At 61.4% G+C, this 20,931-nt stretch carries 25 protein-coding genes; 16 read left to right on the forward strand and 9 right to left on the reverse strand.

Features of this window, described 5'->3' with window-relative positions; all coding sequences use genetic code 11:
* The first annotated feature begins 285 nt into the window (after nucleotides 1–285).
* Nucleotides 286–984 carry a cobalamin B12-binding domain-containing protein gene (locus NKI39_RS06060; protein ID WP_023676506.1) on the forward strand — a complete coding sequence of 233 codons (699 nt, stop codon included), beginning with the start codon at nucleotides 286–288 and terminating at the stop codon, nucleotides 982–984.
* Nucleotides 985–1,065: 81 nt separating this feature from the next.
* Here NKI39_RS06060 and NKI39_RS06065 read toward each other — a convergent pair whose 3' ends face one another.
* Nucleotides 1,066–1,206 (reverse strand): entericidin A/B family lipoprotein, encoded by a 141-nt coding sequence (locus tag NKI39_RS06065; RefSeq protein WP_023676507.1) that lies wholly within the window; start codon nucleotides 1,204–1,206, stop codon nucleotides 1,066–1,068.
* A 64-nt stretch (nucleotides 1,207–1,270) separates the two neighbouring features.
* On the opposite strand from NKI39_RS06065, the gene NKI39_RS06070 reads away from it, so the two are divergent.
* The gene (locus NKI39_RS06070; RefSeq protein WP_352539660.1) at nucleotides 1,271–1,900 is read left to right on the forward strand and encodes a DUF1638 domain-containing protein; all 630 of its coding nucleotides are present in this window, start codon (nucleotides 1,271–1,273) and stop codon (nucleotides 1,898–1,900) included.
* 58 nt (nucleotides 1,901–1,958) lie between these two features.
* Here NKI39_RS06070 and NKI39_RS06075 read toward each other — a convergent pair whose 3' ends face one another.
* A complete protein-coding gene (locus NKI39_RS06075; RefSeq protein WP_352539659.1) occupies nucleotides 1,959–2,474 on the reverse strand; it encodes a hypothetical protein in 516 nt (171 codons plus the stop codon).
* Nucleotides 2,475–3,431 carry an NAD-dependent epimerase/dehydratase family protein gene (locus NKI39_RS06080; protein WP_352539658.1) on the reverse strand — a complete coding sequence of 319 codons (957 nt, stop codon included), beginning with the start codon at nucleotides 3,429–3,431 and terminating at the stop codon, nucleotides 2,475–2,477.
* 121 nt (nucleotides 3,432–3,552) lie between these two features.
* On the opposite strand from NKI39_RS06080, the gene NKI39_RS06085 reads away from it, so the two are divergent.
* The 10 genes from NKI39_RS06085 to NKI39_RS06130 all read left to right on the forward strand — a co-directional run bounded on the left by NKI39_RS06085 (nucleotide 3,553) and on the right by NKI39_RS06130 (nucleotide 13,044).
* Nucleotides 3,553–4,128 (forward strand): DUF4893 domain-containing protein, encoded by a 576-nt coding sequence (locus tag NKI39_RS06085; RefSeq protein WP_352470292.1) that lies wholly within the window; start codon nucleotides 3,553–3,555, stop codon nucleotides 4,126–4,128.
* 78 nt (nucleotides 4,129–4,206) lie between these two features.
* Nucleotides 4,207–4,989 carry a formyl transferase gene (locus NKI39_RS06090; RefSeq protein ID WP_352679962.1) on the forward strand — a complete coding sequence of 261 codons (783 nt, stop codon included), beginning with the start codon at nucleotides 4,207–4,209 and terminating at the stop codon, nucleotides 4,987–4,989.
* Between the two features lie 43 nt (nucleotides 4,990–5,032).
* Nucleotides 5,033–5,944, forward strand: coding sequence for a fatty acid desaturase (locus NKI39_RS06095; RefSeq protein ID WP_352679959.1), 912 nt, complete (start codon nucleotides 5,033–5,035; stop codon nucleotides 5,942–5,944).
* A gap of 234 nt (nucleotides 5,945–6,178) precedes the next feature.
* Nucleotides 6,179–6,481, forward strand: a complete 303-nt coding sequence (locus NKI39_RS06100; RefSeq protein WP_352539655.1) for a virulence factor — start codon at nucleotides 6,179–6,181, stop codon at nucleotides 6,479–6,481.
* Nucleotides 6,474–7,097, forward strand: a complete 624-nt coding sequence (locus NKI39_RS06105) for a methylenetetrahydrofolate reductase C-terminal domain-containing protein (protein WP_352831065.1) — start codon at nucleotides 6,474–6,476, stop codon at nucleotides 7,095–7,097. The genes NKI39_RS06100 and NKI39_RS06105 overlap by 8 nt, the downstream gene beginning before the upstream one ends.
* Nucleotides 7,094–8,185, forward strand: coding sequence for a methylenetetrahydrofolate reductase (locus NKI39_RS06110; protein ID WP_023676515.1), 1,092 nt, complete (start codon nucleotides 7,094–7,096; stop codon nucleotides 8,183–8,185). The genes NKI39_RS06105 and NKI39_RS06110 overlap by 4 nt, the downstream gene beginning before the upstream one ends.
* Before the next feature lie 80 nt (nucleotides 8,186–8,265).
* On the forward strand, nucleotides 8,266–9,240 hold the full coding sequence (locus NKI39_RS06115) for a methyltetrahydrofolate cobalamin methyltransferase (RefSeq protein WP_023676516.1): 975 nt from the start codon (nucleotides 8,266–8,268) through the stop codon (nucleotides 9,238–9,240).
* A gap of 113 nt (nucleotides 9,241–9,353) precedes the next feature.
* A complete protein-coding gene (locus NKI39_RS06120; RefSeq protein ID WP_023676517.1) occupies nucleotides 9,354–11,423 on the forward strand; it encodes an ASKHA domain-containing protein in 2,070 nt (689 codons plus the stop codon).
* A 186-nt stretch (nucleotides 11,424–11,609) separates the two neighbouring features.
* Nucleotides 11,610–11,792: a hypothetical protein gene (locus NKI39_RS06125; protein WP_352470285.1), complete on the forward strand. Its 183-nt coding sequence runs from the start codon at nucleotides 11,610–11,612 to the stop codon at nucleotides 11,790–11,792.
* A gap of 268 nt (nucleotides 11,793–12,060) precedes the next feature.
* On the forward strand, nucleotides 12,061–13,044 hold the full coding sequence (locus tag NKI39_RS06130; RefSeq protein WP_352539654.1) for an alpha/beta hydrolase: 984 nt from the start codon (nucleotides 12,061–12,063) through the stop codon (nucleotides 13,042–13,044).
* 5 nt (nucleotides 13,045–13,049) lie between these two features.
* Here NKI39_RS06130 and NKI39_RS06135 read toward each other — a convergent pair whose 3' ends face one another.
* Entirely contained in the window at nucleotides 13,050–13,949 is a 900-nt protein-coding gene (locus NKI39_RS06135; protein WP_023676521.1) for a LysR substrate-binding domain-containing protein, read from the reverse strand.
* Between the two features lie 229 nt (nucleotides 13,950–14,178).
* On the opposite strand from NKI39_RS06135, the gene NKI39_RS06140 reads away from it, so the two are divergent.
* From NKI39_RS06140 to NKI39_RS06155, 4 genes are all read left to right on the forward strand, one after another.
* Entirely contained in the window at nucleotides 14,179–14,364 is a 186-nt protein-coding gene (locus tag NKI39_RS06140) for a hypothetical protein (protein ID WP_352452109.1), read from the forward strand.
* A gap of 335 nt (nucleotides 14,365–14,699) precedes the next feature.
* Nucleotides 14,700–14,834 (forward strand): hypothetical protein, encoded by a 135-nt coding sequence (locus tag NKI39_RS06145; protein WP_013894968.1) that lies wholly within the window; start codon nucleotides 14,700–14,702, stop codon nucleotides 14,832–14,834.
* A 351-nt stretch (nucleotides 14,835–15,185) separates the two neighbouring features.
* Nucleotides 15,186–16,124, forward strand: coding sequence for a GlxA family transcriptional regulator (locus NKI39_RS06150; protein WP_352501106.1), 939 nt, complete (start codon nucleotides 15,186–15,188; stop codon nucleotides 16,122–16,124).
* A 58-nt stretch (nucleotides 16,125–16,182) separates the two neighbouring features.
* The gene (locus NKI39_RS06155) at nucleotides 16,183–16,356 is read left to right on the forward strand and encodes a type II toxin -antitoxin system TacA 1-like antitoxin (RefSeq protein ID WP_352500959.1); all 174 of its coding nucleotides are present in this window, start codon (nucleotides 16,183–16,185) and stop codon (nucleotides 16,354–16,356) included.
* Between the two features lie 10 nt (nucleotides 16,357–16,366).
* On the opposite strand, the gene NKI39_RS06160 is transcribed toward NKI39_RS06155, so the two are convergent.
* The 5 genes from NKI39_RS06160 to NKI39_RS06180 form a co-directional block, all read right to left on the reverse strand.
* On the reverse strand, nucleotides 16,367–17,149 hold the full coding sequence (locus NKI39_RS06160; protein ID WP_352500960.1) for an ABC transporter ATP-binding protein: 783 nt from the start codon (nucleotides 17,147–17,149) through the stop codon (nucleotides 16,367–16,369).
* Nucleotides 17,146–17,922 (reverse strand): ABC transporter permease, encoded by a 777-nt coding sequence (locus NKI39_RS06165; protein WP_352539653.1) that lies wholly within the window; start codon nucleotides 17,920–17,922, stop codon nucleotides 17,146–17,148. The genes NKI39_RS06160 and NKI39_RS06165 overlap by 4 nt, the downstream gene beginning before the upstream one ends.
* Nucleotides 17,923–17,993: 71 nt before the next feature.
* Nucleotides 17,994–18,944: an ABC transporter substrate-binding protein gene (locus NKI39_RS06170; RefSeq protein WP_352452114.1), complete on the reverse strand. Its 951-nt coding sequence runs from the start codon at nucleotides 18,942–18,944 to the stop codon at nucleotides 17,994–17,996.
* Nucleotides 18,945–19,058: 114 nt separating this feature from the next.
* Nucleotides 19,059–19,907 carry a DUF1194 domain-containing protein gene (locus tag NKI39_RS06175; protein ID WP_352831067.1) on the reverse strand — a complete coding sequence of 283 codons (849 nt, stop codon included), beginning with the start codon at nucleotides 19,905–19,907 and terminating at the stop codon, nucleotides 19,059–19,061.
* Between the two features lie 100 nt (nucleotides 19,908–20,007).
* On the reverse strand, nucleotides 20,008–20,832 hold the full coding sequence (locus NKI39_RS06180; protein WP_352831069.1) for a site-2 protease family protein: 825 nt from the start codon (nucleotides 20,830–20,832) through the stop codon (nucleotides 20,008–20,010).
* Between the last annotated feature and the right edge of the window lie 99 nt (nucleotides 20,833–20,931).

Genomic DNA, 20,931 nt, shown 5'->3' on the forward strand with positions numbered 1-20,931 from the left:
TCTGGCCTGATTTACTCCGGCCGGGCTGTTGTACCGGCCTGAAATCCGTTTGCGGCCGCATATTGCGGTCTCTGGCCGGATCGTAGCCATGCACCCTATTCGAAACGGCCCGCCAGCGCCAACGCCTGTCGCAAAATCGACAAGAATTCCAAGAGATTTACGGTCGCTTTCGTTTTGCGGGAAGTCGCAAATCAGCTATGGACAACCGGCCCGTGCGGGTTAGGTATTGACGCGATATTTTTAAGCTGCCGCGATAGTTGTAGCCGGCAAGGAGCCTGAGAAAAAATGGCCGACGACGAGATCATCCTTTCGGAACTCTCCGACGACGAGTTGGTGCAGCAGATGCACGACGATCTTTATGACGGGTTGAAGGAAGAAATCGAGGAAGGCACCAATATCCTTCTCGAGCGCGGCTGGGCGCCTTACAAGGTGTTGACCGAGGCTCTGGTCGAGGGCATGCGTATCGTCGGCGAGGATTTCCGCGACGGCATCCTGTTCGTTCCCGAAGTGCTGCTGTCGGCCAACGCGATGAAGGCCGGCATGTTCATCCTGCGTCCGCTGCTTGTCGCCACAGGCGCGCCGAAGCAGGGCAAGATGGTGATCGGCACCGTCAAGGGCGACATCCACGACATCGGCAAGAACCTGGTCGGCATGATGATGGAAGGCGCCGGCTTCGATGTCATCGACCTCGGCATCAACAATGCGGTCGAAAAATATCTCGATGCCATCGAAAAGCACCAGCCCGACATCATCGGCATGTCGGCCCTGCTGACGACGACCATGCCTTACATGAAGGTCGTCATCGATACGATGAAGGAAAAAGGCATTCGCGACGACTATGTCGTACTGGTCGGCGGCGCACCGCTCAACGAGGAATTCGGCAAAGCCGTCGGCGCCGACGCCTATTGCCGCGACGCCGCGGTGGCAGTCGAGACCGCCAAGGACTTCATGAAGCGCAAGCACAACGTCCGCGCTTCGGCCTGAGCCAATAAGTCCGGCACGAACAAGAAAAGCCGCGCCTTGCAGTGCGGCTTTTTTATTCCCAAATGTTGAGAGCCGTGCGGATCAGGGTTTCTTGACGGTATCGTCAACTGCCTTCGCAGTGGATTTGATATCCTTACCGACGCCGCGCACCGTGTTGGCGCAGGCCGAAACAGCCAAGGCGCAGGCGAGAATAGCGATTGGCGCGACGCGGAACAATTTCATGAATGGTGTCTCCCTCAGCATATAAATTCGCTGGACAGCAACGAAGATCGATTAGACTGGTTCCATGACTACCGCGCGAAAACAACAATCCGATCAAGGCGACAGGCTGCTCGTCATCGCCTGCGGGATGATCGCGCGCGAAGTTTTGGCGGTCAAGGAGCAGCTCGGGCTCGACCATCTCGACCTGACCTGCCTGCCGGCGGAGTTCCATTTCTATCCGGACCGCATCGCGCCGGCCATGGACAAGGCTATCGAGAAGGCCAAGACCGACGGCTACAGACACATCTTCGTCGGCTATGCCGATTGCGGCACGGGTGGCCTGCTCGATCGGATCTGCGAGAAGCATGGCGTCGAGCGCATGGCCGGGCCGCATTGCTTTGCTTTCTACCAGGGCATGGATGCCTATGCGAAGGTCGCCGATGACGACATGATGTCGTTCTACATGACCGACTTCCTCTGCCGGCAATTCGATGCCTTCTTCATGAAGCCGCTCGGCCTCGACAAGCACCCGGAGCTGATCAAGGACTATTTCGGCAACTACGAGAAGCTGATCTATATCGCTCAGACCAACGACCCGGAACTCGACAAGGTCGCCGAAAAGGCGGCGAAAATGCTCGGCCTCGCCTATGAGCGCCGCTCGACCGGCTATGGTGACCTGACGAAGGAACTGGCCAGCGCCTCAGCACATTCGTAAAAGAAATAGCGTCCTCTAAGCGTTTGCCGGAGGCTGCCGTTCATTTTCGCCCACCGATTCACCGATCCGATATGACATCGATAATGCGCCCGGTTTCAAGGCGGATCGGTCCCCGCGCGGTTGGATCTTTAAGCAATATTTCGGCAAGCATTGCATCGACATTGTCAAAATTACTTTGCAGAATTGACGGATCACTTAGCTCCCAATACGCCCCTTCATCGACGACATTGAGACTGGAGAACAAGCGAGTAATTTCGCGAAGAAAGCTGATGATCTCGATATGAGCGCCTGCACCTGAAAACTGAGTTTTACAGTGTTGTTGAACGAAGAGGTGCTTGTCGAACTCAAGCCGCAGCGGTTCCGAATTGGGATGCGGTTGAAGCTCTATTCCAAACACAGGGCCAATATAGTCCACGTTTCGTTCATCAATGACTCGATTGAGCGTCTTCTCGCGCTCATCGATCTCGCGCACCGGCCAGTCTCGCGCAATGGCGAACGCCTTGGCTTCGTGCAGCAAAGCAGCATATTGCTCGTGACCCCGTAACTGTCCTTCAAAGTAGATTGTTACTCCCAACTACCTCTCCCAGTGACGCGCATTCCTGACGAATACCCGCGCTCTTATTCCGCCACAAGCCGGGCGAGCACATCGGCAAAGCTCGTCTTGCAGATGAAACCCAGCCGCTTCCTGCGCCCGCGACGCATCATAGACCCGGTCGATCGACGAAAACATCGTCCAGCCTTTCTTCGCGTAGAGCGCCGGATAATCCGGAAAATAGCGCGCCACGACCGACGGCGCGTCGGCGATCAAGGCCGCGCAATCTTCGGGCTGGAAAGGCGTCGGTGCCGAGATGATGAAAGTGTCGAAGCCCAATTGCGGCGCTTTCTCCAGGGCAGCGATGTGGGCGTCGGCTGCGTCCTCCACCGTCAGCCGGCGGAACAACAGCTCATTGGCCTTGGTGTTGGCATCCGACTGTTCGATCACGTGCGCCATGTCGTCCGCCTCGGGAAAAAACCGGGCGGTGCGCAACACGATCACCGGCAGGCCGAACTGCAAATGATAGAGCCGGCAGAGCTGTTCGGCTGAAAGCTTGGTGACGCCGTAGATGTTGCGCGGTTCAGGCGACATGTCTTCCGTCAGCCATGCCGCCTTGCGCGTCCCGCCGGTGAAGCCGGCGCGAATGGTTTGGGAAATCATCAGCGACGTCGTCGACGTGAACACGAAACGCTGAACGCCGAATGCTGCCGCCGCGTCGAGCAGGTTGAGCGTGCCGCGCACATTCGTCTCGACGAAATCCTCGTTGCGATAACGTTCGATGTCAGGCTTGTGCAGCGCGCCGCTATGGATGATGGCCTCGACGCGGTTCCCCTCGACCGCCCTCATGACCAGGTCGCGATCGGCCACTGAGCCGACGATCGGCGTTTCCGAAGACGGAACGGGATCGAGGCCGGTGACGTCATGGCCAAGAGCCCGCAGGCGCGGCGCCAAGGCGCTGCCCAGCCAACCGGACGATCCCGTCAGCAAGATCCGCATTCTTTCCACCTCGTTTCTGCTGTCGATGCTCAGGCACGGATGACAGAACGCGGCGAAACATTAAGGTATGCGCCAGACAAGAAAACAGCCTGCTCCAGCCATCAAAAAGGAAACGCCACCGATGATCGCTCGCCTCATGTTTGCCGCAGCAACTGTCCTCTGCTTGACCATGCCCGCGTTCGCCGATGGCGAGGTGCAGACGCTGATAACGGCTGCCGACAAGGCGCGGCTCAACAAATATGGCGAGACGCGCAAGGCAGCGCTTGACGAGGCGAAGGCCGGCGATCCCGCCGAGGTCAAGCAGCTCGACGCTTTGCTGGCAAAGCCGCTGGTTCCCTTCTCTGACAGGGACCTGACCGGCAAATGGCAATGCCGCACCATCAAGGCCGGCGGATTGAGCCCGCTCGTCATCTATGGCTGGTTCAAATGCGAGGTGAGCGACGACGGTTCTGGCTGGAGACTGGAAAAGATCACCGGCTCGCAACGCACCAAGGGCCGCTTCTTCGACGATGGCGAGAAACGCGCGATCTATCTCGGTTCCTTCCACGTCAACGACGATCCGGCAAAGCCCTACGGCAGCGGCCCGGAAAGCGATCAGGTCGGCTATGCCTTCCGCAACAGCGCCAGTGAATGGCGCATCGAGTTCCCGGCGCCCTATTACGAATCGAAGCTCGATATCCTCGAATTCAAGCGCTGAGCCCGATCACCAGGGGTTAACCCGGTCAGCCTAGCATTCGCGCGCAAAGAACAGGTTCTTTGCGGGGAGTCGCAGAGCATGGCACTGTCGAAAACAAACCAACGGCCGATCGTCGTCGTCACCGAAGGCGGCCCGCATATCTGGGCGATCGTCAACGCCCTCGCCGATCAACTCGGCCCGGTCAGCGTCATCCTCGAAGCTCCTGAATCCAAAAAGCAATTGCTCCTCGCGCGGGCGCGGCGGCAAGGCTGGACCTCGGCCATCGGTCAACTCGGCACGATGGTGCTGACGCGCCTCGGCAAGCGCTTCTTCGCCGGCCACGCAGCACGGCTTGCCGCCGGGCAGAAGCTGCAAACCGAACCGAAGCCTGGGCAAAAGATCATTTATGTCTCGTCGGCCAACGCGCCGGAGTGCCTGCAGGCGATTGCGGAAATCCAGCCGGGTGTGGTGCTGCTCGCCGGCTGCCGCTTGCTGTCGCGGCAGACGCTGGCGAAAATCCCTTGCCCGGTCCTCAACTACCATGCCGGCATCGCCCCGAAATATCGTGGCATGAACGGCGGTTACTGGGCGCTGGCTTCAGGCGATGCGGAGAACTTCGGCACCACCGTGCATCTGGTCGACGCCGGCGTCGACACTGGCGGCGTGCTGCGGCAGACGCGTGGCAAACCGCAGCCCGGCGACACAGTTTCGAGCTACGCGTTGCGGCAGGCGGCCTTCTCGCGCGACATCTGCGTCGAAGCGGTCAGGGATGCGCTGGCCGGCAAGCTCGGCACGGTGGATCCCGGCCTACCTTCGACACAATGGTATCATCCGACGATATGGTTTTATCTCTGGACGGGGATAAGGAACGGCGTCTGGTGACGCGCCGATTTACCGGACAGCCACCCGCCACTAACATTGCATCATGAGCGACATCGACCACCGCACCATCATTGCCGGCCTTTCGGTCGAGGACCGTCGCGACCTCACCGCCAGGGTTGACCGGCCAGGCATTGTCCGGCTGGCGGTCCATGCCGGGCTGGTTATCCTGCTAGGCGCGCTGATCGCCGCTCGCATCCCGTTCTGGCCCGCGCTCGTCTTGCCGCAGGGAATCCTGATCGTCTTCTTCTTCACGCCGTTGCACGAGACCATCCATGAAACTGCGTTCAGAACGGCGCGGCTCAATCGCACCATCGCCGCCGTGGCCGGCTTCCTTATCCTGCTGCCGCCGGCATGGTTCCGCTATTTCCATTTCGCCCATCACCGCCATACGCACGACCCGGACAACGACCCCGAACTGATGGCCCCGAAGCCGGAGACCATCAGCCAATATCTGCGCTATCTGTCAGGCGGCCCCTATTGGATCGCCATGGGCCGTGTGATCGCAACCAATGCGGCGGGCCGCAACCGCGACGGCTTTGTGCCGGAAAAGCGCCGCGGCAAGGTGGTTGCCGAAGCACGGCAGTTCCTGATCGGCTATGCGGCATTGCTGGCCGCATCGCTCGCCGCGCAGTCGGCGCTGCTGTTGTGGGTCTGGATCGTGCCGGTGCTGGTCGGACAGCCGTTTTTGCGTGCCTACCTGCTGGCCGAGCACGCGTTGTGCCCACATGTCGCCAACATGCTCGAGAACACCCGCACCACCTTCACCACAAGGCTGGTGCGCTTCGTGGCTTGGAATATGCCGTACCATTCCGAGCACCATTCCTATCCGGCCGTTCCCTTCCACCGCCTGCCGCGCTTCCATGACATCGTCGCGGAGCATTTACGCACGACCGAACGAGGTTACGTGCGCTTCCACAGGAAGCTGGTCGGCAGCTACGATGGCCGCGCCGGCTGACCAGTGCTGGAAGAAACTCCGCTTTCAACCGCGGCCGTCGATTGCGTCGCTTTTGAAGGCCCCCGCGTCGTCCCATAACAAGCAGCCCAACAGCGCTTCCGGCAATGCTCGAAACCACTGCATTGGCCAAAAGATCGGAATCGATCTTCGGAGAGCACGATGCAGCGGAGTTAAGTGGTAGAGCATCGTTTGTGAGTCGATTGGACGCACGGCGCTCTGCAGGAGCAGGAATTCATGGCCGATCTGATCGTCGTCTACTGGCGCGACATCCCCGCCCAGGTCATCGTCAAAAAGGGCCGGCAGAACGCCAAGCGCGAACTGCCGCTGCGCTTCACCGAGGCGATCGACATGTGCGCCATGCGCACCGGCGCCGGCGGCACCGACGACTATCTTGCCGAATGGCGCAAGGCAGAACCCATTCCGGTCAGTGACGATCTTGAAGCCGAGGCCGAGAAGGCTCTTCAGGAACTTGATGCGAAATACGACCGTGAGCGGCTGGTCGCTCTGGTCAAGGCGGGCGGCAAAGAAAATGTCTGATCCCCAATCAATGCCGGCGACGACGGCTCAAGCCGGCGTGACCCAGGCGACCATCGTCAAGAAGGCGGCGCCGAAATCCGACTACAAGCCGGCCGACGTGTCGCCGCAGCGGCGTGCGCAGCGCTCTTTCGCGGTGCGCCTTTGGTCTGTGCGGCATTCGCGGCTGCTCGAATGGTTCTACGGCAAATTCGCCGACATGTTCCTGCTCCTCCATCCGCTGTGGAAGGGCATCGGCTACAGCCGTGTCGAAGGGCCTGTGAAATTCGTCGAAAAGCGCGTCAAGGGATTCATGTTCGACTGCCGCATGTGCGGCCAGTGCATTCTTTCTTCGACCGGCATGTCGTGCCCAATGAACTGCCCCAAGCAATTGCGCAACGGCCCTTGCGGCGGTGTCCGCGCCAACGGCAATTGCGAGGTCGAGCCTGACATGCCTTGCGTCTGGGTCAAAGCCTGGGAAGGCTCGCGGAACATGGTGCATGGCGACAAGATTTTGGAAGTGCAGAAGCCGGTGGATCAGTCCTTGCGCGAAACTTCCGCCTGGCTGCGGGTCACCGCGCAGGCCGCGGCCGCCCGCAATGCGGCCCGGAATACTACGAAGACCGGAGCATCGGCATGATCGGCCGTCAGCCAGACGAGAATCCGGCCGGCATCCATTTGCCGCTCGATCCCCTGCCCGGCCACACCTCGCGTGGCCGGCTGGAACGCGTCCTCAGGCGCGGCGAGTTCGCAGTGACGACCGAGCTCAATCCGCCCGACAGCGCCGATCCGGAAGACGTCTACAACCGCGCCAGGATTTTCGACGGCTGGGTCGACGCCATCAATGCCGTCGACGCTTCCGGCGCCAACTGCCACATGTCGTCGGTCGGCATCTGCGCGCTGCTGACCCGCATGGGCTATGCCCCGATCATGCAGATCGCCTGCCGCGACCGGAACCGCATCGCCATCCAGGGCGACGTGCTTGGGGGTGCTGCGATGGGCGTCGCCAACATGCTGTGCCTGACCGGCGACGGCGTGCAGGCCGGCGACCAGCCCGGCGCCAAGCCGGTGTTCGATCTCGACTGCATGTCGCTGCTCGAAACCTGCCGCGTTATGCGCGATAACGGCAAATTCCTGTCCGGCCGCAAACTCACGACCCCGCCGCAGCTTTTCCTTGGCGCGGCGATCAACCCGTTTGCGCCGCCGATCGATTTCCGGCCCTATCGGCTGGGCAAGAAGATCGCCGCCGGGGCACAGTTCGTGCAGAGCCAGTACTGCTTCGACGTACCGATGTTCCGCACCTACATGCAGAAGGTCCGCGATCTCGGCTATACCGAGAAATGTTTCATCCTGTGCGGCGTCGGGCCGCTGGCCTCGGCCAAGACGGCCAAATGGATCCGCTCCAACGTACCGGGCATTCACATTCCCGATCAGATCGTCAAGCGCCTGGAAGGCGCTCAGGATCAGAAGAAGGAAGGCAAGCAGCTCTGCATCGACATCATCAATGAGGTGAAGGAAATTCCCGGTGTGTCCGGCGTCCATGTGATGGCCTATCGCCAGGAAGAATACGTCGCTGAGATCGTCGACGAATCTGGCGTGCTGAAGGGTCGCCGGCCGTGGAAACGCGAAATCCGCCGCGACGACCAGCTCGTTGCCGACCGGCTCGACCACATACTGCATGACGACCTCACCGAAACCCAGGTCGACATGGTCAAGACCGCGCATTGACAGCGCGAATCGTCAGCATTCGCTTGATCAGAAACAGATAACGATATAAAGAACTCTTTATATCACGATGGAGAGATTTCATGACCCGCACTATCGTCGCCTCGGCGACACGAGAAATCATCATCGGCTTCGATCAGCCCTTCTGCGTGATCGGCGAGCGCATCAATCCGACCGGCCGCAAAAAGCTGGCCGCCGAAATGATCGCCGGCAATTTTGAGACCGTCATCAAGGATGCGCTGGAGCAGGCCGCCTGTGGGGCGACCATGCTCGACGTCAATGCCGGCGTCACTGCAGTCGATCCCAACGCCACCGAGCCGGCGCTGCTGGTGCAGACGCTGGAGATCGTGCAAGGCCTGGTCGACCTGCCGTTGTCGATCGACTCCTCCGTGACTGCGGCAATCGAAGCGGCGCTGAAGGTCGCCAAGGGCCGGCCGCTGGTCAATTCTGTCACCGGCGAGGAGGAAAAGCTCGAAGCCATCCTGCCGTTGATCAAGAAATACAACGTTCCTGTCGTGGCCATTTCCAACGACGAGACCGGTATTTCGATGGACCCCGATGTGCGCTTCGCCGTCGCCAAGAAGATCGTTCAGCGCTGTGCCGACTTCGGCATTCCGGCGCATGATGTGGTCGTCGACCCCCTGGTCATGCCGATCGGCGCGCTGGGCGATGCCGGCCGCCAGGTATTTGCCCTGCTACGCCGGCTGCGCGAGGAGCTCAAGGTCAACACCACCTGCGGCCTCTCCAACATCTCGTTCGGCCTGCCGCACCGTCATGGCATCAACGCCGCCTTCATCCCGATGGTGATCGGCGCCGGCATGACCTCGGCGATCATGAACCCGGTGCGGCCGCAGGAAATGGAAGCGGTGCGTGGCGCCAACGTGCTGAACGGCACCGACGAGAACTGCACCAATTGGATCAGGACCTACAAGGACTACAAGCCTGCTGAAGGCGGCCAAGCCGTTGCCGCCCGGACGCAGGTCAACGCGCCGGGCGATGGCAATGGCAATGGCGGACGCAGGCGCGGCGGCCGCGAAGCGCGTATGGCCCGGGGTTGAGCCAGGTCTTGGCCGACACGATATGGGGCCTAGGACTGGGGAGGAACCGAGACATAGCGGCATCGCTGCCGTAGCCAAGACCCGAGCTGCGTAGAAAGTAAAGTCTGGAACGTATGAACTCTCCCGTCAACATCACCGATCCGCTCGTGCTGTTCATGCCGTCGGGCAAGCGCGGCCGGTTTCCGGTCGGCACGCCGGTTCTGGACGCCGCGCGCCAACTCGGTGTCTATGTCGAGAGCGTGTGCGGCGGGCGTGCCACTTGCGGGCGTTGCCAGATCGAGGTGCAGGAAGGCAATTTCGCCAAGCACAAGATCGTTTCCTCCAACGATCACCTCTCGCCCAAGGGCGCCAAGGAAGAGCGCTACGAGCGCGTACGCGGCCTGCCCGAGCGCCGCCGGCTGTCCTGCTCGGCGCAGATTCTCGGCGATCTCGTCGTCGACGTGCCGCAGGACACCGTCATCAACGCGCAGACCATTCGCAAGGACGCCGACACCAGGGTCATCGCCCGCGATGCGGCAATCCGCATGTGCTATGTCGAGATCGAAGAACCCGACATGCACAAGCCGCTCGGCGACCTCGACCGTCTGAAGATCGCGCTGATGAAGGACTGGGGCCTCAAGAGCCTCGATTTCGATTTCCATCTGTTGCCGCAGGTGCAAGGCATTTTGCGCAAAGGCAACTGGACCGCGACCGCCGCCATCCACAAGGACACCGACAGCGAGACCGCACGGGTCATCGCTTTGTGGCCCGGCCTCAAGAACGAGGCGTACGGACTTGCCTGCGATATCGGCTCGACCACGATCGCCATGCATCTGGTGTCGTTGCTGTCGGGCCGCGTCGCCGCCTCGTCGGGCACATCCAATCCGCAGATCCGCTTCGGCGAGGATCTGATGAGCCGTGTCTCGTACGTGATGATGAACCCGGACGGCCGCGAAGGCATGACGGTCGCCGTGCGCGAGGCCATTTCGGGGCTTGTGGACAAGGTCTGCACCGAAGGCAACGTCCAGCGCAACGACATCCTGGATTCCGTGTTCGTCGGCAATCCGATCATGCACCATCTGTTCCTCGGCATCGATCCGACCGAGCTCGGCGGCGCCCCCTTCGCGCTAGCCGTCTCCGGCGCCGTGCACATCAAGGCATCGGATATCGGTTTGAAGCTCAACCAGGGCGCCAGGCTCTATATGCTTCCTTGCATTGCCGGCCATGTCGGCGCGGACGCTGCCGCAGTGACGCTGTCGGAAGGGCCGCACCGCCAGGACGAGATGATGCTGATCGTCGATGTCGGCACCAATGCCGAGATCGTGCTCGGCAATCGCCAGCGGGTCGTGGCGGCCTCATCGCCAACTGGCCCGGCCTTCGAAGGTGCGGAAATCTCCGGTGGCCAGCGCGCCGCACCGGGTGCCATCGAGCGCGTCCGCATCGATCCTGAAACGCTGGAACCGAAATACCGCGTCATCGGCTCGGAACTCTGGTCCGACGAGCCGGGCTTCCTCGACAGTGTGCAGGCGACCGGCGTCACCGGTATTTGCGGCTCCGGCATCATCGAGGTGGTCGCCGAGATGTATCTCGCCGGCATCATCTCCGAGGACGGCGTCGTCGATGGATCGCTGAGCGGCCACTCGCCCCGCGTCGTCGCCAATGGCCGCACCTTCTCCTATGTGCTGAAGGAAGGCGAGCCCAAGATCACCATCACCCAGACTGATGTGCGCGCTATCCAGCTAGCCAAGGCCGCCCTTTATGCCGGCACCAAGCTTTTGATGGAAAAACAGCACACCGATCATGTCGACCGCATCCACTTCGCCGGCGCATTCGGCTCGTTCATCGACCCGAAATACGCAATGGTGCTGGGCCTGATTCCGGATTGCGACCTCGACAAGGTCTCGGCCGTTGGCAATGCGGCCGGCGCCGGCGCCCGCATGGCGCTGTTGAACCGTGGCTATCGCCGCGAGATCGAGGAAACCGTTAGCAAGATCGAGAAGATCGAGACGGCGCTGGAGCCGAAATTCCAGGAACATTTCGTTTATGCCATGGCGCTCCCGAACAAGATCGACCCGTTTCCCAAGCTGTCGGCGGCGGTGAAACTGCCGCCGCGCAAGACGGTGAGCGAAGACGGCATTGCCGGCGACGCTGCCCCGCGGCGGCGTTCGCGCGAAGGCCATGCCGCGCGGCGCGGGCGGGGATGACTCGCCTCCGCCAGGCTGTCAGACCTTCCATTTTCATTTGTATGCAAATGTTTCCAGATCGCGCCGATCTGGAAACGAAATCGCGTTTTCGTGAAATCCGCCAGATACATAGGCGGAGCATTTAACCGGCATCGAACGGCCGGCGGAAACAGTTTTCGGCCACCGCAACGCTCCAAGGAGATCAAGATGTCGATGTTCGAAAGCTTCGGCCGCTATGGTGCGGCCTTCAAGAAAACACGCGAAGCGCGCAAGTCGCTGCGCATCCTCAACAGCTTGCCGCCTGAGATCCAAAAGGACATTGGCTGGCCGGTGTCGCCGCGTTCGAGCGAAAGGCAGCTTTCGGTCGGATGGGGCACGCAGCGCGGATGAAATTCATCGACAAATGCAAGCTGCTCGGTATTCGCCGGAGCCGCAATGCGGCTCCGGCTGCACCCAACAATTGGCTGCGCGCCGCGTTGCTGCCGCGGCGTTGAGCTGCACCGGTAGGCCAGAGACTTCATGGCCGGACGCTTTGTCGACAGCTGGGATCAAACGACCGTGTTGAGATTGCATCAATCTTGACTTTTTTGGTGGCGACACAATCTTCGAAATAGTCGGGGGTTCTCTTAGTCGGCTCAGCCGAAGTCCGTGTATCTGCATGCCCAGTCTCAAAAGCCACGTCGTGTCGTTCGTCCTCAGGTACAGCCGCAAGAAGGCGTTTTCCAGCCCCGAGAACCTGCAGCGCTGGATCGCCTATGCGCGCAGGACGGAAAACCATCAGCCGCCTGCGTCGCTGTGGTCACGCCTGGAGATCACAACCCGCACGATCAACGGCTTTCCCGTCTACGAGATCGCTCCCCAGGCTGGTGAGCGGAGGCGGATTCTCTACCTGCACGGCGGCGCTTACGTCTTTGAAATCACACCCTATCATTGGCGGCTGATCGCCGACATGGCCGACCGCCTCGGGTTCGGTATCACCGTGCCGATCTATCCCATTGCTCCCGAACACGATTTTCACGCCATGTTCGGCATGGTCGGCGCCGTCTACCGCCAGATGTTCGGCGAAACCAGGGCGAATGATATCATCTTCATGGGCGATTCCGCCGGCGGAAACATGGCCGTCGTGCTGACCATGATGGCTGCGCAAGACGGCCTGCCCTTGCCATCACGCCACGTGCTGATTTCGCCCGGTCTCGACGTGTCGCTCGCCAACCCAGAAATGTATGAGGCCGAACGCAACGATCCGTGGCTGGGCATTGCCGGCGGCCGCGAGGCGATCCGGCTTTACAGCGCCGGCATCGATCCCACCGACTGGCGCATCAGCCCGGTTTACGGCGACCTGTCGGTGCTGCCCAAAACGCTGCTGCTGACCGGTTCACGCGATCTGCTCACCCCCGACAATCTGATTTTCGCGGAAAAGGCACGCGCGGCCGGCGTCGAAATTGAGGTCGTCCACGAGCAAGGCATGTTCCATGTCTGGCCGTTGATCGACATGCCGGAGGCGCGTCGCGCGCGGGACAGCATAGTGGCCTTCTTGACCAACGAAACTGACAGTTATCATGCCAAGGCAGGAGAGTTGTCGCTGCAAAGGGCAGACCGCGACGGAACGCCTCGCGATCTGGTTGCGCCGCTCAGGTCGTAGTTGGCTCAGAACTTCCCAGTTTCCCTGAACATCTCAAACGTCGCGCGGATATGGTCGGCGACTGCCTTCACTGGAGCGCTGGCGTCCGGCGTCACCACCATGGCCAGATTGTAGGTGCCGATGTCAGGCATGCCGTCCTTCGGGCACAGCTCGACCATATCGCTGCCGAGGAACGATTTCGGCAGCGGCGCGACTGCAAGATCCGCCATGATCGCGGCGCGCTGGCCGGCCGTGTGTGCGCTCATATAGGCGATACGGTAGTTGCGGCCCTCGCGGCCAAGCGCCTCCAATGCCCCTGCCCGCCAGGCACAGCCCTCTTCCCACAATGAGACCGGCAGCGGCTCACGCAGATGCGCGCAACCGCCCTTGGCACCGGCCCAGACGATCGGCTCGGTGAGCAGCACTTCGGCGCCGATCGCGCTGGTCTTGTACGAGTTGGTGAGCAACGTGATGTCGAGCGCCCGGTCGTCCATGCGCCGGCGCAGATTGACGCTCTGGTCGATGGTGACGTCGACCGCGATAGATGGATGCGATTGTGCGAACCGCTTCAGCACATGCGGCAGCACACGTTCGCCGTAATCGTCCGGCGAGCCGAGCCGCACCACGCCGACAATGTCTGGAATGATGAACTTCGACACCACCTCGCGATTGATCGACAGCAGCCGGCGCGCATAGCCGAGCAGCATCTCGCCATCGGTGGTCAGCGTCACCGAACGGGCGTCGCGCGCGAACACCGAGCGGCCGAGAATGTCCTCCAGCTTCTTGATCTGCATCGAGACGGCCGACGGCGTGCGGAAGACCGCATTGGCCGCAGTGGTGAAGCTGCCGGTCTCGGCGATTGCGACGAAAGTGCGCAGAACATCGAGATCGAGCAGCGGCAGCGGATGATTGAGTGGGGCGTTCATGGCAAGCGGCCTTCAATTTTTCTGATGCAAACCATCATTCCATTTCGTTTGATTGAACATCAGTTTGGGAGGATAGTCAACTCGGTCGGAGGCAGGACGCATCGAAGTGGTCCCGAAACAACCATGACACGGACCTGCAATCGACACGAAATGAAGCTGAAACAAAGCCGGTGTACCGCCTGACGCTGCAAGCGCCGGGACGACCCGGCCCAACGCGAAGGAGAATGAGATGTCTATCCTGTCATCCATCGGTCGGATCGCGACCGAGTTCAGCGAGGCCCGTGCCCGCTACCAGACGGAACGCGCCATCCGCGCGCTGCCGATTGAACTGCAGAAGGATATCGGCTGGCCCGAAGCTGCCGATGCCAAGGCCGGCACTCGCCATGGTGTGGGATCGTGGGCTGGAGCAAAGTAAACCGTGTGTATCAACAGCTGAAGGCCTGCCGCGCAGATCAGCCCGGCAGGCCTTTTTGTTTGTACTCCAATGATTTTCCCGAGCCATGTCGCCGTCGCATGCCGCATATGAGCAAGTCGCATAGCAGCCCGCACTGGCAATCAACGCATTGTAAATAATCGAAAATCCTGGGCAGAATGCCCAAATTTGTCGCATTCCGTGTCGCTTTTCATATCAAGTGCTTCGCTTTTGCGATTTAGTTTCCCCTCACGTAAGCCTATATCATCATCAACAAACGAGCTGCCCCACTCCATCAAGCGAAGGCGACCCGTCTGAGCAACCGAATGGAGATGATCATGAAGCTTTTTGCCCGCCTCTTTGCCCGTCGCGAAATGAACCTGACGACCGCGCTCGAGCGCCAGCGCCTGGCCAACACCATGCCTGGCCAGACCGGTGCCATGGCTGCCGCGCGCCTCGGCTTCGTCGCCTGAGACGCGGCAATCCCGGCGGAAGCAGCCTAGCGCTGCTTCGAAGTCGATCCAGCGCCGCTTCGGTTTTGCCGAGGCGGCGTTTTTCGTGTGCGCAGACTGCGTAGGCTCGTTTGGTCGATCCGGCGGCATGTTGCGTCCTTCGCCGCATAGCGATCGCCCATTTGCGACCCGTGTCGCAAATAAAGTCGCTCCGTTGCCATCTAGCCAATTGACAGGAAACGTCTTTCCTGATGTCGCTGTGCTAATCGCGACATCCTGTTCGCGCCATTGCAGCGTGAGGATCTACCCGTGAACGTCGTAAAGCACCCGATCCGGCGATCGTTCGTATTCTTCCTGGTCCCCGATTTCACCATGATCGCCTTCGCGACGGCGCTCGACCCGTTGCGTTCGGCCAACCGCATGCTCGGCTATGAAGCCTATCGCTGGCGGCTCGCCAGCATCGACGGCAAGCCGGTGCGCGCCTCGAACGGCGTCGAATGCGCCGTCAACACCTCGCTGGAGGAAGAGCGCAAGAAAATGTCCGGACCGGACCGGCCGAACATGGCCATCGTCTGCAGCGGCATCAATGTCGAGCGCTACCAGAACAAATCGGCCTTTGCCTGGTTGCGCGAGGAGTACAATCGCGGCGTTGCCGTCGGCGGCCTGTGCACCGGCGCGCATATCCTGGCCGCCGCAGGCCTGCTGTCCAACAAGCGCTGCGCCATCCATTGGGAGAACCTGCCGGGCTTTTCCGAGGCGTTCCCCAAGGCCAATGTCTTCGCCGACCTCTTCGAGATCGACCAGAACATCTACACCTGCGCCGGCGGCACCGCCGCGCTCGACATGATGCTGAAGCTGATCGGCGACGATTTCGACGAAAGCCTCGTCAACCGCGTCTGCGAGCAGGTGCTGACTGATCGCGTGCGCAGCCCGACCGACCGCCAGCGCCTGCCGCTGCGCGCCCGCCTTGGCGTGCAGAATTCCAAGGTTCTGGCTATTATCGAGCTGATGGAAGCCAATCTCTCCGAGCCGCTCTCGCTGATCGAGGTCGCTGATCATGTCGACCTGTCGCGCCGGCAGATTGAGCGCCTGTTCCGCACCGAGATGGGGCGCTCCCCTGCCCGTTACTATCTGGAGATCCGCCTCGACCGCGCCCGGCACCTGCTGATCCAGTCGTCGTTGCCGGTGGTCGAAGTGGCGGTCGCCTGCGGCTTTGTTTCCGCCTCGCATTTCTCCAAATGCTATCGCGAGTTGTACGCCCGCTCGCCGCAACAGGAACGCGTCGATCGCAAGCAATTGCTGGCGGCTTGATCTGGCAAATCAGCAGAGGACCGGCGAAGTGTGATATTCCCGCATCGAGAGATGTCGCATGACCACGAGTTCGAGCCTATCCCAAAAACCGGCCGACCCGCACAGCTTCCGCCTCGATGCAGAAAAATGGGCCGCGTTCATGGCGGCACTGGACGCCCCTACGCGCGACCTTCCACGTCTAAAGCGCCTGTTGAGCGAACCGAGCATCTTTTCCGGTCGCGGTCGAGTGTAGGTTGCGGCGACTATACCTGCGCCGTGCGCATAGCCTCGACGCGGATGTCTTCCGTCAGCCGCGCTTTCAGCGCCGAGAATTCCGGGCTGGTCTTCAGCGTGTAGTGGCGCGGATGCGGCAGGTCGACGGCAACGTCCGATTTGATGCGGCCCGGCCGTGCCGTCATCACGACCACGCGCGACGCCATGAAGATCGCCTCCTCGATGTCGTGGGTGACGAACAGCACCGTTTTTTGCCGGCGCTCCCAGATGCCGAGAAGCAGTTCCTGCATCAGCCCGCGGGTCTGGTTGTCAAGCGCGCCGAACGGCTCGTCGAGCAGCAGGATCTCCGGATCGTTGGCCAGTGCCCGGGCAATCGCGGTGCGCTGCTGCATGCCGCCGGAAAGCTGCTTCGGCCAATGGTTTTCAAAACCTCTCAGCCCGACGAGATCGACGTAAGAAGCGACGATCTCGCTGCGCTCGTGCTCGGCCATTCCACGTTCGCGCAGGCCGAAGGCGATGTTCTCGGCGACCGTCAGCCACGGAAACAGCGTATAGGACTGGAAAACCATGCCGCGGTCTGGACCGGGCCGGTCCACCACCCTGCCGTCGAGCAGAACACGTCCCCCACTCGGCGCTTCGAGGCCGGCGACGATCCTGAGCAGCGTCGACTTTCCACAGCCGGATGGCCCCAGGATCGTGATGAAGTCGTTGGCGGCGACCGCCAGATCGATCGGCATCAGCGCCTTGACCGGCTGTCCACCGCCGACACCGGCGAAGGTGCGCGAGACGCCTTCGATGAGCAGCTTGCTCACGCCAGGCTCCATGGAAACAGCCAACGGTTGAGCGCCTTGAAGGCGAAATCGGACAACAGCCCGATCAGGCCGATGACGATGATGCCGAAGATGATCTGCCCTGTCGCCAGCCGCGACTGGCTGTTGATGATCATGTAGCCGATGCCCGACGACGAGCCGATCAGCTCGGCGACGATGACATAGGTCCAGGCCCAGCCGAGCACCAGCCGCAGGGTCTCGGCAATCTCCGGCGCATTGGCCGGCATGATCACGCGCCGCACGATGCCGTTGTCGGACGAGCCAAGCGTGTAGGCCGCCTCGACCAGGTCGCGCCGTGTGCCGCCGACCTTGACCGCGATGATCAGGATGATCTGGAACACCGAGCCGACGAAGATCACCAGCAGTTTTTCGAGCTCGCCAACGCCCGCCCACAGGATGAGCAGCGGGATGAAGGCCGATGCCGGCAGATAGCGGGCGAAGGAGACGAACGGCTCCAGGAACGCCTCCACGGGCTTCCAGGCACCCATCAAGATGCCGAGCGGCACGGCAACGATGGCCGCCATCAGGAACCCGCCGAAGACGCGCCAGATGGTGATAAGGATGTCGAGCCAGAAGCGGTCCTCGACCAGCAGCCGCCAGCCGTCTCTCACCATCGACAGCGGATCGGCAAGGAAAATGCGATTGACGTGGCCGCCAAGCGTGATCCACGCCCAGAACGCCACGAACAGCACGAAGAACGAAATGCCGAGCACGGTTCGAATGCCCGGCGAGACCGGATGCAAGGGGCGCGGCATCTTCGACCGTCCTCTGATCTGAATGAAAAAGCGGCGGCGCACGCGCCGCCGCCGGGCGACAATCCTGGCGGTTAGTCGGCGACGGCGCTGGTGTCGGCCAACGTCGAGACGTCAGGAGCTTCCTTGATCAAACCCATCTGCAGCAGAAGCTCGCCAGCGGTCTTGGAAAAGTCCTGGAATTCCTTGGTGAAGAACTGCTTGTTTTCAGCCTTGTCGGCCCATTTCAGGTATTTGGCCGACTCTTCGAATTCCTTGGCCGACTGCTTCACGTCGGCACCCATCGTCTCATAGGATTTCGCCGGATCGCTCTTGATCAGGTCGAGTGCCTCGAAATAGCTGTCGGCAAGCGCCTTGCCCGCATCCGGATTGGCCTTGAGGAACTCCGGCGTGCAGCCGACCGTATCGAGCACCATCGGATAGTCGAGAGTGGTGACAAGGATATGGCCCTGGTCGGACTTTTCGCGCACCGCCGAGATGAACGGCTCATAGGTGACCGCCGCATCGTTCTGGCCGGCGAGAAACGCCTGCGCCGCCGCATCCGGCTCCAGGTTGACGACCGTCACGTCCTTGGTCGACATGCCGTTCTTGTTGAGCACCCAGGCCAGCATGAAATAGGGCGAGGTGCCCGGCGCCGAAGACGCGACCGACTTACCTTTGAGATCGGCGACGGTCTTGATGTCGTTGCGGGCGACGATGCCGTCGGCGCCGTAGGATTTGTCGAGCTGGAATATCTGCTTGGTCGTCACGCCATTGGCGTTCCAGACCAGCCAGGTCTCGACCGTGGTGGCGGCGCATTGCAGGTCGCCGCTGGCGATGGCGAGCGGCCGGCTGGCTTGCGGCACCTTCTTCAAGGTGACGTCGAGGCCGTGCTTTTCGAAGATGCCGGCCTGCTTGGCGAGCGTCAGCGGCGCAAAGCCGGTCCACCCACTGATGCCGATGCTGACCGATGTGGCGGCCATCGCCGGCGCGGACAATCCGACGGCAAGCGTCAAGCTTGCGGCAAGAATTCCGATCCTGTTCATGTCGGTTCCCCTTTAATGTGTTCGGATGCGGAATTGTGTCACAGACGCCCGCAGGCTTGTCAATGAAGCAGATGCTGCACTGCGGTATGTCACCATCGACAGCAAACTCCGCCATCAGCGGCTGTCGTACATCCAGCTGCGGTCGCGCCACATTTTTTCGCCGACTAGGCAGTCGGTGACGGGGATGTCCTGCGCCAGCACCAATGGCGGATGCGCCGCCTCTTCCGCCGCTCGCTGCGGCGAGGCCGGACCGGCAAGCTCCAGCACCAGCTTGCGACGGATGGCCTCCGGAAACTGCGTCCAGTCATTGACCGGGATCATGAAGGAGCCCGGCCCGCCGATGACGCAGTCGCTGTAGTAGCGGTCGAGATTGTTGACATCGTAAGCGCTGCTGAACCCGCCCCTGGTCATCAGCGGCAGGCCGTTGACGGTGATGCCTTGCTTGATCACGGCGTCGCGGGTGATATCGACAGGTGCGCCCTGGTTGTTGGGGCCGTCACCCGAAATGTCGATCACCCGCTTCACGCCCTGGAAGCCGCTTTCAGCAAAGAGATCGCTGGCGAATTCCAGCGCGCCGGAGATCGAGGTGCGCCTGGCACTGGCCGGCGGATGAGCGGAAAGCTGCGCTGCCAGCCGCTCGGCGTCGGCACGATTGGCGATCACCGTCCACGGCACCACGACCTGCTGCCAGGTCGCGCCAGCCCATTCGACATAGGTGACGGCAATCTTGCCATGAGCGCCTTCGCCGATTGCCTGCAGGACATCGTCATGCGTCAGCGCCGCCGCATAGCCATGACGCTGGATTTCGAGCTCGCCCGGCGACATGGACAGCGAAACGTCGACTGCCAGCACCAGTTCGACGTCGACCGGCTCGGCGGCGCGGGAGTTTGCAGTCAGCCATAGCACCGACGCCAGCGCGGCGGCACCCGAGACGAGATGTCTTGCACGGGCAAAACCAGACATGCCGCACGGTAAGCGAAAATCGCCGATCGACAAAGAGAAAAGCCCGGTGGAGAGCCGGGCTCATACGGTCACATTTTTGCGAACCGCCGGAAAACGAATTTCATTTGTGGATGCGGCGCCCGCCCCGTCCCCGCCATTCCACGGCCTTCTCGACATCCGTCTCGGAGGATGGGTCCGGCTTCGGTTTTCTAGCACCGACCCCGCGCGCTGCCGTCCAGTTCGGCTTGAATGACGGCGGAAGCCACAACAGAATACCTGCAACCGCGGCAGGCAAGATGATCGCAAAACGCAGAATTGAAAGTACGATGCCGCAGATGCCGACGATCTGCGCGGCCCGGCGGACGCCGAAGCGTCTCAGGAACAAATGTCTTGCAATCACGCCGCCATCCAGATCGTAGGCGGGCAGGATGTTGAGAATGATAAGTGACACGTTCAATAATGCGCCAATCCAAAGCGTCCATTCCAGAGGACCGGCCGACCTTGACGGCAGCCACCCGAATGGCCTTTCGGGCGCAACTGGGATGAGTTCTCCAAAAACCAGATAATAGGCCGCATCGAAAAACGCGGCGAGCGCGACGTTCGCCAGGGGACCCGCTATCGCAATCCGCGCCCAGGCCGGCGATGGCGCTGCGGCGCGTTTGAAACGCGTGAGCCCGCCGAAGAGATATAATTCTATCCTGTCGGTGGCGACGCCTTGTCGGCGTCCGATCCAGGCGTGTGCCAGTTCGTGCAGAAATATCGACGCAAACAGAAGCGCTGCAAAGATAGAGGTATGGATCAGTGCATCCTTGGGTCGGCTCGCCCACTCGTTCAGGAAGGGCAGCACAATGGGAATTGCGAAGGTCCAGCTGACGCGAACCGGGATATTCCGGTTCAGTTGAAACACAAGCGTATCGTTTTTTCTGTCCCAGCCGATCCGCCGCAAAGGCACCCCCTAATCGCAGCGCGACGGTAAGCGAGAATCATCGCTCCACAAAGCGAAAAGCCCGACGATGAATCGGGCTTCCGCATTCAGGGTCCTGCT

The sequence above is a fragment of the Mesorhizobium sp. M0664 genome (assembly GCF_040320565.1).
Taxonomy (GTDB): Bacteria; Pseudomonadota; Alphaproteobacteria; order Rhizobiales; family Rhizobiaceae; genus Mesorhizobium.